The organism is Petralouisia muris, from assembly GCF_004793545.1.
Taxonomy (GTDB): Bacteria; Bacillota; Clostridia; order Lachnospirales; family Lachnospiraceae; genus Petralouisia; species Petralouisia muris.
Window position 1 is genome coordinate 1 of sequence record NZ_SRYA01000098.1, and the last position, 13,395, is coordinate 13,395.

11 protein-coding genes are annotated in these 13,395 nt (G+C 49.3%); all 11 read right to left on the reverse strand.

The window, feature by feature from the left end; all coding sequences use genetic code 11:
• Window positions 1-24: 24 nt before the first annotated feature.
• On the reverse strand, window positions 25-918 hold the full coding sequence (locus E5329_RS25580; protein ID WP_135992058.1) for a DUF6674 family protein: 894 nt from the start codon (window positions 916-918) through the stop codon (window positions 25-27).
• 60 nt (window positions 919-978) lie between these two features.
• Window positions 979-1,647 carry a SpoVG family protein gene (locus E5329_RS25585; protein WP_135992059.1) on the reverse strand — a complete coding sequence of 223 codons (669 nt, stop codon included), beginning with the start codon at window positions 1,645-1,647 and terminating at the stop codon, window positions 979-981.
• A gap of 83 nt (window positions 1,648-1,730) precedes the next feature.
• Complete coding sequence (locus tag E5329_RS25590; RefSeq protein WP_275443742.1) at window positions 1,731-2,120, reverse strand: hypothetical protein; 390 nt, start codon at window positions 2,118-2,120, stop codon at window positions 1,731-1,733.
• Window positions 2,026-2,493 carry a hypothetical protein gene (locus E5329_RS25595; RefSeq protein WP_135992060.1) on the reverse strand — a complete coding sequence of 156 codons (468 nt, stop codon included), beginning with the start codon at window positions 2,491-2,493 and terminating at the stop codon, window positions 2,026-2,028. Before E5329_RS25595 ends, E5329_RS25590 begins: the two co-directional genes overlap by 95 nt.
• Window position 2,494: 1 nt before the next feature.
• Complete coding sequence (locus E5329_RS25600; protein ID WP_135992061.1) at window positions 2,495-3,130, reverse strand: class D sortase; 636 nt, start codon at window positions 3,128-3,130, stop codon at window positions 2,495-2,497.
• Window positions 3,127-8,556 (reverse strand): DEAD/DEAH box helicase family protein, encoded by a 5,430-nt coding sequence (locus E5329_RS25605; protein WP_135992068.1) that lies wholly within the window; start codon window positions 8,554-8,556, stop codon window positions 3,127-3,129. The genes E5329_RS25600 and E5329_RS25605 overlap by 4 nt, the downstream gene beginning before the upstream one ends.
• On the reverse strand, window positions 8,517-11,762 hold the full coding sequence (locus E5329_RS32895) for a hypothetical protein (protein ID WP_330572359.1): 3,246 nt from the start codon (window positions 11,760-11,762) through the stop codon (window positions 8,517-8,519). The genes E5329_RS25605 and E5329_RS32895 overlap by 40 nt, the downstream gene beginning before the upstream one ends.
• Before the next feature lie 12 nt (window positions 11,763-11,774).
• Window positions 11,775-12,014 carry a hypothetical protein gene (locus E5329_RS25620; RefSeq protein WP_135992064.1) on the reverse strand — a complete coding sequence of 80 codons (240 nt, stop codon included), beginning with the start codon at window positions 12,012-12,014 and terminating at the stop codon, window positions 11,775-11,777.
• A 5-nt stretch (window positions 12,015-12,019) separates the two neighbouring features.
• Window positions 12,020-12,583 carry an MT-A70 family methyltransferase gene (locus E5329_RS25625; RefSeq protein ID WP_135992065.1) on the reverse strand — a complete coding sequence of 188 codons (564 nt, stop codon included), beginning with the start codon at window positions 12,581-12,583 and terminating at the stop codon, window positions 12,020-12,022.
• A gap of 6 nt (window positions 12,584-12,589) precedes the next feature.
• Window positions 12,590-12,961, reverse strand: a complete 372-nt coding sequence (locus E5329_RS25630) for a hypothetical protein (RefSeq protein WP_135992066.1) — start codon at window positions 12,959-12,961, stop codon at window positions 12,590-12,592.
• A 15-nt stretch (window positions 12,962-12,976) separates the two neighbouring features.
• A complete protein-coding gene (locus E5329_RS25635) occupies window positions 12,977-13,315 on the reverse strand; it encodes a hypothetical protein (RefSeq protein ID WP_275443749.1) in 339 nt (112 codons plus the stop codon).
• Window positions 13,316-13,395 lie beyond the last annotated feature (80 nt).

Consider the following 13,395-nt stretch of genomic DNA (forward strand, 5'->3'; position numbering starts at 1 on the left):
AGTTCAATTCAAGAGGACTTTTCTCTATCGGCTTTTTCCGCTTTTTACAGGTACATTCTTTGTTGTTTTATCCTTTGCCATTTCTTTCACTGTTTCCTGCTGATGTGCCTCAAAAGCCTCTGCCCCATACTGGAACTCTGTCTCTGCTACCATTGCAAGTTCCATCGGGTTTACAGCTTCTGTATTATCAATGTTTGCTGTCTCCCGTTCTGCCTTATCTGTCTGATACTGTTTCACATCTGCGGCAAGCCGTTCTGTCTTTTCTATTGCGGCATCCGCACAATTCAGAATGCCAGACAGCAGCTTTCTCTTAGCCTGAAAAGGTTTCTTTATCAGTTCCGTCTTTGAAAATTTTTTCTCCCCATATTCCTTTTCCGGTTTATCCGCAAAAGTACGGAAAGTATTGGCGATCTTCTGTCCGGCTTCCCTCATGCCTGTGCCGAAAGCATCTATCTTTCCAATGCTCTTATCCACATCTGCTATGGATTCCTGCACATTCTGGCGGATATTTTCTAATTTCTTCTTAATTCCAAGAAACTCCGCTACTTTGTTTAAGGCAGCTTTCCCTTTCTGCTTTGCCGCTGTTACAATCTCCCCTGCCTTTGCCTTGATCTCCGCCTTGACCTCAAACAGTTTTTCTTTCATAGCTTTGCAGTCCTGTTCCAGCTTGCCTACTGCCCTTTTGAGTGACTGTTTCAGACCTTTCTCTGCCTCCCGTTCTTCCATCTTATGGAGCTGGTCTTTTACTGTCCCCAGTTCCTCTAAGACCGAATCCATCTTTTTCTCCATGACATCGACATACGCTGCCATTTCAAATATGCTGTTTGCAGCCTCTTTCATATTATTTTTGCGGAGCAGTTCCATCAGTTCCATAAGGTTCTGTTCCTTTGTAAGCTGCATATTTTCTGTCATTTCCATATTGTTATCCCTTTCCACAGGGCGGTTGCCCGCCCTGTCCTTTCTGATTATTGGTTCTGCTTAACGAAACGGCAGCGGCTCCCCGCTGGCTTTCATAAATCCCCTGTCATCGGTCTGCATCTGCTGTGAGGCACGTTCCTGTCCCTCCTGCATTGCCTGTTCCTTTGCCTGCTGGTAAGTTTCAAGCACCGCATTGTTGACTTTCTCACGGAACTCCTTTGTGATCGGAAAACACACATCCCTGTACTTGCTGCCTGCCTTATAGGACGGCATTGCCACAAACATCCCGTTCTTGCCCTGCACCACGCTCACGTTTCCTACCGCAAAGCTGTCATTCAGCACGATGTTCGCAAGTCCGACCATGTTGCTGCCCTCACGCTCAAAGGGTGTTACCCTTACCGTAAACTCCGGCTCGTCCGGCTCGTCAGCCTCCATCTTGACCTCTGCCTGTCCTGTCTGTTCCATTTCCTCATAGAGCTTTAAGATGTCCCCGTACAGTTCCTCACGGAACTCCTTTGTGATCGGGTTGCACACATCCTTATAAACCGGATTGTTGTACTCGTCCCTCTCCTTTGTGCGGAAACTGGGCATGGATACGAAATTGCCCTTGCTGCCCTCAAGCACCGCCACATTCGTAACCTTGAAGCTGTCCCCGAACACGACGGTTGCAAATGCCCTCACGCTTTTCTCCGGGTTGTTTACTGCGTTTAACTGGATTGAATACTCCATAAGTCCCTCCTTTTCTGTCCTTTCGGACGATAAAATATTTTTTCTTATCTGAACTGCCCTTTACTGAAAAGTATCTGGCAGGTTCATTCTTCTGCCTGCTGGCTTCCATCCGGCATACGGATAAAACAGAATAATTGTTCCAAATTCCCCAAGTCCGTTTTCCCATGCAGGTAATTCGCAAGGGTTATCAGAAAGCCGTCCTGTTCATAGTAAATCCATTCTTCCTCTGTCTGCCCTTCCTCTTTCACGACGGTAACTGCAAAATCAGGCAGGTAGCCGCCTTCTTCCCCGTCATAATTGCAGAAGATCCCTTCATGCAGGTTCAGCCCCAGTTCCGGGATATGCACATGCCACCCGCTTATTACAATCTGGTAATCCTCACCGCTTTCCATGATGTCGTCCGGCACTTCTGCAAGCTGTTCCATCTCCGACAGGATTTCTTCCACTTCCCCCAGTCTGTATGCCTTTTCCATGTATAAATTCCTCCCCGATTCCTTTTACCTCGCAAGGTTCCTGTTCCAACTGTTCCGGTGTGCATTTCCCTTTCAGCCATTGATGCACCGTGTCCACAAAGTTTTCTTCTGCATCATACAGAAATTCTTTATCTGTCCTGTCATAAATGACAGTCAGGAAATACAGCGGTTCAAGCTGCCCATCTTCCATATGGCAGAAAAATCCCTCATGCACGTTGATTTCAAAGCGTGGCAGGTAAACATGGATTCCGCTCGTGAGCAGTATGCCGCCGTCCATCTCCGCCGTCCTGTCCGGCTCCGTCGGTTCTGCCCCACTGTTCCGAAGAATATCCTCTATTGTGCCAAACTGGTACTCCGTTACATTTTTTTCCATGCTATTGCGCCTCCTTATAAATACAGTGATAGATCAGGCGCATGGTGCCGCTGTTTTCACAGGTCAGCAGGGTAAGCTCTTTCACTTCCCCCTGTGCTTTTACCGAATTATCGTATGGTCCCACGACTTCCCATGAAACGACTTCATACAGATGCTCATTTCCCTCTTTGTCCGTAATCTTTACCATATCCCCCTCGGAAAGCCTGTTCAGGTACTTGAAATAAGTGCCGTACCTGCTCCCCCTGTGTCCGGCAAGCACACAGTTCCCAATACTTCCGATTGCCGCCGTGTCGGATATATGCCCGATCCCATAGGCAAGCTGCTTACTGTCCGCACCCTCCACGACGGGATATTTCAGGTCTAAGGCTTCTATCTCGATCAGACCGATCACACTCCCGGACGAAAGCAGGGCTGCATCCTCTTTACTAATGGGGGCTTTGGTATCCGCCGCCTCCGTTTCATTTTCTCTTTCTTCCTCTTTTTCATCATCCTCCATATGCTCCTGTTCCACGCTTTGCTCAAACTGTTCTATCAGTTCACTGGTCTTTTGGTTCCCGTAGAAATGATAGAAAAGGGGGACTGACATAGCCGCCAGTCCCGCCGCAATCAATACTGCTGCCAAGATTTTCCGTATCATCTTCCCTCTTTTCCGGGCGGCAGGCTGCGGTAATCCGCATGGTAACTGTCCGGTTCCGCCACCCTTGCGTTGTCCTGTTTTTCGCACAGGTCTATTTCCTCCGTCTTTCCGTTCTCAAGATCCAACTGTACATTCAGCTCATTCAGACGTGCGGTTTTCTCATTCAGTTCATCCTCCTGTGTGAAAGGCTTCTCATATTCCTGCTTTGACTGCTCCATGTCACGCTGGTACTGCTCAATGCGCTTTTCCAGTTCCGCTATATTGACAGATATGCCGTGGCAGAGGTTCTCCAGCTTTACCATGTTACCCACGGGGCTTGAGGAAAGTTCTGCCTTGTAATCGGTCTTTCCCCGCAGCACCATATAATCCATGCCGATAATCTTCTTTTCCACCAGAAGTTCAAATCCCTTGTAACTTCCGATGTGGGTAGTTTCAGAATTTTTGCACTTGCTTATCTCCTGAAGCATGACCGTCCCGCCGTCCGTGCGCTCCGTAAACTTCACGCTGCCCCCGGCAGTGTCAATGGTAATGGCAAAATCCGGCTCCGCAATCAGCGCCGCCTCCACAGCTTTTGTGTCCTCACGCACGCATTCCAGTTTTGCCGTTGCAGCCTTGATAAGTTTCGGGTAACGGATCATGAAATTATCCTGTAAGGAATACCGCTGGCTGTCATAACTGCTTTTCAGCATTTTCAGCCTCTGCACGTCGTTTTCAAGCTGCATTTTTTCCTTTATCAGTGGGTTGCCCGTTGCCACGGCTTTTATCTCCGCATAGGAGAGGGTTGCCTCGTCAATGTCCTCACAGGTTCTTGACACAGCCCTGCTTGTCATGACCTGCGAAATGAAACGCTGCTTATTTTCGATCAGCGACCATGAATAAGCGTCAAATGTCCCTTTTGTGACATAACGGTAGATTGCCACCTCGTCATTCTCGTTGCCCTGCCTTACGCCACGTCCCTCACGCTGTTCAATGCATGAGGGCTTCCACGGGCAGTCCACATGGTGCATCGCCGTGATGTGCGCCTGCACGTTTACGCCCGTCCCGCACTGGTCTGTAGAGCCGATCAGTATCTTTTTCCTGCCGCTCCTCATATCCCTGAAAAGCGCCTCCCGCTGTGCATCGGTCTTTGCGTCGTGTATAAAAGCGATTTCCTCTGCGGGGATTCCCTGTTTTACCAGTTCCGTTTTCAGGTAATTGTAAATGTCAAACTGCCCGCCGACCTTTATGCGTTCTTCCCAGTCCGGTGTCCATGTAGCTTTCGGTGTCCCAATATCCGAGAAAATAAGCTGGCAGCCGATCTTGCCGTCCTTGTTTCCGGCAAAATATTCGGCTGCCACATTCGCTGCTACCTTATTCAGTTTCCCGTCCGGATTGTTCGGCGCATGAAGTTCCAGAAGTCTTGCATCCGTACCTAAAAGCCTTGCCTCCCCTGTGATTTTGAGGAAATTATCCTCACTCGGATCAACGCCGCCTGAATGGATCGCCTCCGCACGTTTCGCAAATCCCTCCATGACCTGCTTCACATACCAGTCCGGTTCGCTTTCCACGATGATCGGCTTCCCGCCCCTTAACGCAGGTACAGGGAGATTGAGCATATCGGGAGTCTGCACGTCTGCCACCTCACGGAATGAAGTCATAAGCTCCGGCAGGTTCACAAACTTATTGAAACGGCTCTTGAACTTAAAGCCGCTCCCTTCCACGGTCAGTTCCAGTGCGGTTGTCACCTCACCGAAGTTCGACGCCCATGAATCAAAATGGTAAATCCCCATCCGTTCCAGCGTCCTTTTCTGTAAATAGAGCTGCATCACATACAGTTCGCACATGGTATTGCTCACGGGGGTTCCGGTTGCGAACACAATGCCCCTGCCATCATTGATCTCATCAAGGTACTGGCATTTCAGGTACATATCCATTGCCTTTTTGGAACCAGTGCTGGATATGCCCGAAACATTGTTGATCTTTGAGAAGATCGACAAATTTTTAAAATGGTGCGCCTCGTCCACCATGACGGAATCAATGCCCAGTTCCTCAAACGTAATCAGGTCATCCTTGCGACTTTCCTCTGTCAGCGCCTTTAACTGTTCATTCAGTTTTTTCTTCTGTGCCTCCATCTGCTTGATGGTCCACTGCTGCCCGTTTTCCGACTTGATCTGATCAATCGCAAAGGTTATTTCCTGTATCTGGTCCCGCAGCATACGCTCTTTGCGTTCCTCTGAAATCGGTATTTTCTCAAACTGCGAGTGCGACATGATGATACAGTCATAATCCCCGGTTGCAATGCGTGACACAAACTGTTTCCTGCGGCTTTTCTCAAAGTCACGCTCTGTTGCCACAAGGATATTTGCGGACGGGTACAGGCGCATGAACTCCCCTGCCGTCTGCCCCACGATGGACTTCGGCACCACTATGACATTCTTGCTGGCAAGACCGAGCCGCCGCTGTTCCATACATGCCGCCATCATGGTAAAAGTTTTCCCGGCGCCTACACAGTGCGCAAGCAGCGTGTTCCCGCCGAGAAGGACTCTTGCGATTGCGTTTTTCTGATGGTCACGCAGCCTGATTTCCGGGTTCATGCCGGGGAATGTTAGGTGTGAGCCGGCATATTCCCGCAGGCGGATATTGTTGAATGTTTCATTGTAATAATCCACATATTTCTGCCGCCGCTCCTGATCCTTGAATATCCAGCTTTTGAAAGCCTCCTTCATCTGGTTCTGCTTTTCCCTTGCAAGCATGGTTTCCCTCTTGTTTACCTCATAGTGGTACTTGCCTTCCCCGTCGTCTATCCTGTCACGGACTGTCACGGTACGCAGGTTTAAGGTTTCCTCAAAAATGGAATAGGCATCAATACGCTTTGTGCCGTAAGTTTCCGTTGCCGCAATCGAGCTGTTATCCATATTTTTTCTTTCCAAAAACCAGTTCATGTTATAGGTGTTGAGTTTTACCTGTATTCCTGAATTTACCCATTGTGACCGTACTGCCCTTGCCCTGGGCGGCGTTTTCAAAAGCTCATAGATAAACTCCTCATAATCCTGCGGCTCAATCCATGTGGTTCCGATACGCACGTCAATTTCAGACGCATCCAGCCGCTCCGGCTGTACGGTTTTGAGCGCCTCCACGTTTGCGCTGAACAGTTCCGGGTTTTCCCTCTTGTAAGCCTCCGCAATCCTTAACTTGTCACGCACGTTGCCTGACAGGTATTCATCCGCTGTTTTCCATCCCATGTTCAGGTTGTCGGGATTGTATTCCGTAGGTTCCAGATACACAAGCCCCTCAAGGTCTTTTAAGAGTACCGTCCGCCTTGCTTCCGCCTCTGCATCCGGCGAAAGTGTGCTGCCTTCCGGCAGGCTTTCCATCTCTTTAGTGATGTCAGGCTCATAAATGCTCAGCATGAACGGGATATTGACCGTACCAAATTCATTGACGGATACGTTCAGCGCCTCCACCGCCGTTTCCACACGCTCCACCTGATTCTTTGCACGGATTGTCTGCTTGTAGAACATATCCGCTTTTTCCACCCTCCCATCTTCGTCCACAACTTCAAGGGAGCATAACAGGGGGTAATCCGCATCGTCACGGAATGCCTGCTGGCTCCCACGCCCAGTCAGTGGTCCGTATTTTTTCACATATGCGTCGTATTTTTCATTGAGTAATTTCTGCTGTGCGGCTAATTCCTCACTGCTGCACCCTTCCGTCTGTATAAAGATAAGCTGTCTCGTGATTGTCCTGATCTCATCCATATGCCGTATGCGTTCTTCCGCCGTTGCCGACACTTCCTTGCGGTACATGACGGAATTTTCACGGTAATAAAGTTTTCCGTCCACAAAAGTATAGGTGTAATTCTTCACGTCGGGATCAGCATCAATGATGTCCTGTGTGTTTTCCTCCGCATCTGCAAGCTCCATCACATCGGTAATCCTGCCGGAAAGCTGCCCCACCGCTGCCTCCAGTGCGGATTTTAAGTCAAAGTTTTCATCATGGTTGACGCAGCTTGTATATTTGCTGCCATCGCCAAACATGCGTGTATCATACTCCATTGTTCCGAGCATCATTTCCGGGTGGCTTACAAAATAGGAATTGACCGCTATGCCGTCCTCCGTCCTTCCAAGATGCACCCAGTCCGGCTCCGATACGATCTTGCGCTCCCTCTTTTGCAGGAATATGATGTCGCTTGTGACGTCGGTTCCCGCACTGTCTTTAAAGGCGGTACTGGGAAGGCGGATCGCACCTAACAGTTCCGCCCGTTCCGCAAGGTACTTCCTTACCGCAGGGTTCGCCTTGTCAAGTGTGCCTTTGCTTGTGATGAACGCCACAATGCCGCCCGGTCTGACCTTATCCAGTGTTTTTGCAAAAAAGTAGTCGTGTATGCGGAAATTGTGCTTTGAATATTTTGCGTCATAGAGCTTGTAATCGCCAAACGGCACGTTGCCCACCGCAACATCGAAAAAATTATCCGGGTATTGTGTTTCCTCAAATCCCCTTACCTTTATCTGTGCTTTGGGATACAGCAGCTTTGCGATCCGCCCGCTGATGTCGTCTTTCTCCACGCCGTAGAGTTTGCTCTCCTGCATATTTTCCGGCAGGGTCCCAAAAAAATGACCGACACCAAGTGCCGGCTCTAAAATGCTGCCTTTCTGGAAACCGAATTTTTCCAGTGCGCTGTAAACTGCCTGTGTGATGACGGGGGAAGTATAAAATGCCGTGTTGACTGTTTCCCTTGCATCCTCATATTCCGACGTGGAAAGGAGTTCTTTCAGTTCGGCATACTCTTTCTGCCAGCCTTCATTCCTTTCATCAAAAGCCTGTGCTATGCCGCCCCATCCTACATACCGTGCAAGCACTTTCTGCTCCTCCGGTGCTGCCACCCTGCCTTCATCTTCGATCTGCTTCAACAGCCGGATTGCCTCCACGTTCCACTGGTATCTTGTTTTCTGCCCGCCTTTGGCAAGTTCCCCATCCTCAAAATGGAAATTCCCTTTCCGCTGCCTGTGCCGCAGGCTCGTCAGTTTATCGTCAAACTGCTTTTCCAATGCTGACATCTTTTCATACGGCAGCTTCGCATAATCCCGCAGGTATGCCGACATCCTTATCTCCCCGGTGAACATCTTCGCTTTTATCAGATATTCCATGACGGAATAAAGCTGTTCATAGGTGGCAGAAAACCGTTTCCGCTCCCCGTCCCTGCCCTTGAGATCCACCATAAACGCAGCCTTGCTCTGGATATATTCCACCAGACCGTAAGCATTGTTATGGTACGCCTGTGTCTGGTCATTATCCTCCATATGGTTTATGGTACGGTTCAGGAAATACAGCTTATCCTCTTTTGTCAGGCTGCTTTCCGCTACCATCTGCAAAAACGGCTGGTATGGTGTGACTGCTGAGCATTTCTTTAAATAAATTTCAAGCGCATCACGCAGGTCCTCGTCCATTGCCTCCACCTGCCGCAGAGCCTCCGGGAAAAGACTGCCCGCAGCGGGCTTTGCCACGCTCCCGTCAGGATTAAGGACTTCCCCCTCCACATGCTCTGCCGCTTCCTGCGTATCTTCCTGTCCCTGCCGTATTTCTGCTGTTTCTTCCTGCCCGCTTTCTGCTGACTGCCATGCCCCCGGTATCTCCTCATGTCCGTTTTCCGCTGTCTGCCGTGTTCCCGGTAATTCTTCCGTAACTCCCTGCTGCCCCGGTTCCTGTCCTTCCTGCCTTTCTTCCTCCTGCCCGTCAATAATGACCGCCTCGAAGTCCGGCTCCTGCGCATACGTTCCTTATACTCATGGTAAATCTCCATGAACCACGGCATTGCTGCAAATGCCCCCGGCGCTTCTTTGAAGCGTTCAAATATCCCTTCCGTCAGATAATCGTTTTCCTCTATCATGTGCAGGATCAGGTCAGCGCAGTATCGGTAATCCACACGCTTTTCCCCTTTTGTGCCGTCTGCCCGTGGATAGGAAATATCAATCCCCTCTTTATCCCTGCTGATTTTGCACTTGCCATAGGAATTGTCTGTGTATTCCGACATGAAGAAGCCTTCCCGCTGTTCCCCATACACATTTGCAAGGAACCCCGCTTTGCTCTCCATGCTTAAATTCGTGGTAAAAATGTCATAGATCAGTGTCTTTACAGAGATATACTGGATTTCTTCATTGAAATACCCCTTTAACGGTTCCAGCCACAGGTTTTCTTCCTGCTTTTCTGATACTTCGGCGGCAGGCTCCGCCATATCAGATGTTTTCCGGTGGATAAACACAGCCTTGTCCGGGTTATGGCTTGAAAATCTGTCATGTTCAAGCTGCCCCATCACATCATATGGAATCCTGTTGTCCCTGCGTGGGCTGTCAAACACAAGCACTTCCCGAAACAGATAGTCATAAAGCTGCCTGCCATGCCATACGGTCTCCCCGTCACTTGCAATGACTTCATCATAGGCATCGTCCCATGAAATCTCCATCTGCTCCTGTATGCCCGTCAGTTCAAAAACCGTTTGCAGGGTGTCAAGGCGGTTCTGCTGGTGCTGCCCTGCATCCTCTGAAAGATACCTTTCCGTATCCTCCCAAAAATTCTTTACCCATGATACATAAGGGCGTTCCTCCAGTATGCGCCCAATTTCCGAATAAGGCGCCTTTGTCTGATATGCACCGTCAGCTATCATGCTGTCTACATAAGCCGCACAGTCCCACCAGTCAAGCTCCGTTTTCCACTTCGTGCCTTCCCCGTCATAATACTCAATGAATATGCCTTCATCTGTCTGTTCAATGTTGCATCTGCCATAGTCATTCTCAAAATTATTCTGTATGCCGCTTCCATAAACATTCCGGTAGAGCATCCTTTCGATGAACTGCGATTTGTCACTCATGGGCAGCTCTTTTTTGAACACCTCATAAATCAGCATATTGGGAACCGGATTCCAGAAACTGTTCTGGAAAAATGCGTCCATAGGCTTCTGCCATGCTGCCGCCGATACCTTATCGGGATCAAATGCTTTTGGAGGTGTATAATATTCCCCCGTCATGATCAATGCACCCAGTTCACGCTCTATGGCTTTCCAGTTCACATAGCCCTCTTTTTCCATCCCGCCCTCACGCCACTGGAAACGGAGTCCTTTTGCGCTGAACGAATCATATCCGTGCAGCCCGTCCCCCTCAAGGGGCCAGCCTGCACCGCCCTGTCCGTATTCCTTGCGGATTGCCTTTACACGCTCCCCCGGATCGGATATATCCTGAAACATTGCGTAAATGCGCCTTTTCCCGTGTTCATACCCGCTGCCCCGCATAAGCATCTGCGTTATATACTCATGCGGCACGGTAAGCGCCTGTTCCGGCTTCTGGTAGGAATATTCTTTTGGCAGCTCCATATCCCCGTTTGCCGCAATCAAAAAGGAAGCCTGTTCGTAGCTTCCTTTCTGCGTTTCAGAACTCCCCATAGAATTGATCTCATTCAGTTCCTGCTCAATCTCCCGGTCAAGTTCTGCTTTCCTTATATTCTGCTGTTCACTTTCCTCTGTCTGTTGTCCGCTGTCCCCTAATGGAACTTCATCACTACTTCGTTCATCACGATTTCCTCTGCCTGCATCCTCGCCTGCTGCCGTAGCTGCCACATCTCCATTGTCGAGTTTTGGTCCTTCGGCGGGTTGTTCTTTAAGTAGCTGCCCTCCAGCTCGTCCATCATCCGGTTCGCTTCGTCCTCCACTTCCTGCATCTTCTCCGCCAGTTTCCCGAACCTCTGCAGCGTCCGGTATCTGCTGTTGTGGTTCTCCTTGAGGTACTCCATCGCCCTCACTGCGAACTTCCCTAAGTTCGTCATGCTCACCGTTTCCTCCGGTGCCGTGAGGTCCGGGTACAGCATCCCGTCCGCTCCCTCGTGATACGTCAATGTTATCTCTGCCATCTGCAATACTCCTTTCTTCCATCTGTGTCAAATCTTCTGCAATGCCTCTCAGCACTTCACAGGATATATCGCTGAGCAGAGATCCTAAACGGTAGACTTCCTCCTCTGTTGTAAATGCGGTAATAAAGGAGAAATCCTGTTTTTCAGTGGGAAGTTCAAAGCCGCATCTTGTAAATACCGCATACATGACGCTTCTTTTTAACGCTTCCACTGCCGTAATCTCTTGCGCTCCGCCATTTTCTGTTATCTGTTTGTTTCCTGCCAGATTCACGAACTCGGTGATGCGTCCACCAAATTCTGAGTCCATTATGACTCCGATCTGCCTTTCTGTAAAGTCTTTTAGGAAAGATTTATCAGATTCTTTCCCTTCCGGCAGGGCAGCGCCCTCTTTTTCCCTTACCCATGCCGCATACGCTTTCATGGTGTTCCTGTCAAGCTCCCATGTCAGCCGGCTTTCCCTGCCCCCGGTATCGGATATGTCGAAAACATACCGCATATCCGGTTTTAAGGCTCTTGAAGGGAAGATTGCGATGCCCCTGCTGCCACGCCTTACATATCGCCCCACTTTTTTCCATGTGTCGAAATCCGCAATCAGCGTTGCCCTCGGTCTTTGCTTGTAGACCATAAGGATATTGTCAAACTCATATCGGTAGAGCTGCCCCGTAAGCCTGCATATGCTTTTCCATGCCTGCCCGCTTGCGGTCACTTCGTCTATGGCAGCATCATACAGCTTTGATGTTTTTGTGTCTGCTCCCATTTGCCGCCCCCTTTACCTGTTCTTTTCTTTTGGCGCCTTTACCGTCTCCTGCGCCTCCAGTTCGTATATCTGCGCTGCATATTCCAGTTCCTTTTCCTTAAATATTTCAAAGAAGAACTCCGCAAATCCCTCTCCGTCTGCACGTTCCGGCGCATCGGCAAGGAACCCGCACCACTGTCTGCACGCTTCTTCCAGCACCATAGGGAAAATCTTTTCCCGGATTTCACTTGTCTTTATATCATCAAATGTCATATTCTTTATACCTCCAATATTGATTCCCTGATGTCCCTGCCGTCTATCTCGTCCCCAAGACAGTCCCATCCCTCAAATTTCTGTCTCGCAAACAGCTCTATCCGTGGCAGGTCCCCGCACAGCTCCACAATCCTCTCCCGTATCTCGTCCGGCTTTTTGCTGTGTTCCATGATCCGTGCGTCGCACACCTGCGGGACAGCTTTCGATACCCTCTTTGGTCTGCCCTTTGTTCCAAGAATACAGATTTCCGAATTGGATCGTGTCCAGAAGCCGAGTCCCATAAAGAATGTGTCAGCCTTTTTGTTCCGTTTTACCCAGTTGAACCCGCAGGTCTTATAGGTAAATCCCCATGATTCCATGACGGCGATCCCTTCTAACAAGCAGGGGAACGTGATCCACAAAAAAAGGATACAGTCGTCATCGGCTATACTTTCCACAGGCAATGACTTTATATCCTCAATGTTCATTGTATGGTAATGGTTTTCTGCACTCCTGCCTTCCCCCTTTTTGGAATATACCTTGTACTGCCACGGGGGCTCGGCATAGATGATGTTATACTTCTTCCCCAATATACCCTATACCTCCTGTACCTTAATCAGCGTGGAGAAAAGTTTGTATTCTTCCTTATCCATCTCAACCGTAAATGAAACGGCATTTTCCCGCCGTCCTGCCCTGTCTCCCGCTTTCTTTATCTTCCTTGCAAGGCGCAGGAGTACGAAATTCTCTTTGGAAAGCTCCATGCACTCCTTAAAATCCATTCCCGCCGCCTCAAGCTGCTTCTGTCTTTCCTGAATCTCCGCCGCCAGTTTTACCCCTACTTCCTTTTTATCCGTAATGTCTATAGAAACCTCCGCCTTTGTCCTGCCGGATCGCTCCCACTCCTTATGCAGCAGCTTTAACAGATGCTCCATGTTTTTAACCGTCTCTTTTCCTGTCATTCTTTCCATTGGTTTTCCCCCTTTTCAGCGTGATTGTCCTGATATTTGTTTCTGTTCTTCCCTTGCATGGTACATTCCGTCATACACTCCCTTGTCGAGCATCTTGTCGAATACCTCCGGCTCACTTGTCCCAAAAGTATTTTCCAGACAGTCCCTTGCGGCATTTCTTACCCTGTCAGGCAGTCCCTCCTTCTGCTCCACATTCTTCTGCATCCAAAAATTTCTCCGTATCATATCCCGCAGGTCTGAAACATTCTCCACCCTGTCCGGCTCCCCGTACTCCTGTTTCAGAATGTCAAAGTCAATCCTTGTAATGTCCTGCCCAAGATAAACGCCGTGATCCCACTCTATGCCCGTAACCACGCTGTCATCGTCAGGACGTTCCCCTTTAGGAACTTACCAACGTTTTTCTACGCAAAATGGCAAAATTTACCCATAGTGAA

Bases quoted from the DNA above. Each gene is read 5' to 3' on its own strand.
- E5329_RS25580 (WP_135992058.1), bottom strand. From the start codon at position 918: ATGGAAATGACAGAAAATATGCAGCTTACAAAGGAACAGAACCTTATG.
- E5329_RS25585 (WP_135992059.1), bottom strand. From the start codon at position 1,647: ATGGAGTATTCAATCCAGTTAAACGCAGTAAACAACCCGGAGAAAAGC.
- E5329_RS25590 (WP_275443742.1), bottom strand. From the start codon at position 2,120: ATGGAAAAGGCATACAGACTGGGGGAAGTGGAAGAAATCCTGTCGGAG.
- E5329_RS25595 (WP_135992060.1), bottom strand. From the start codon at position 2,493: ATGGAAAAAAATGTAACGGAGTACCAGTTTGGCACAATAGAGGATATT.
- E5329_RS25600 (WP_135992061.1), bottom strand. From the start codon at position 3,130: ATGATACGGAAAATCTTGGCAGCAGTATTGATTGCGGCGGGACTGGCG.
- E5329_RS25605 (WP_135992068.1), bottom strand. From the start codon at position 8,556: ATGGACGAGGACCTGCGTGATGCGCTTGAAATTTATTTAAAGAAATGC.
- E5329_RS32895 (WP_330572359.1), bottom strand. From the start codon at position 11,762: ATGGGAGCAGACACAAAAACATCAAAGCTGTATGATGCTGCCATAGAC.
- E5329_RS25620 (WP_135992064.1), bottom strand. From the start codon at position 12,014: ATGACATTTGATGATATAAAGACAAGTGAAATCCGGGAAAAGATTTTC.
- E5329_RS25630 (WP_135992066.1), bottom strand. From the start codon at position 12,961: ATGGAAAGAATGACAGGAAAAGAGACGGTTAAAAACATGGAGCATCTG.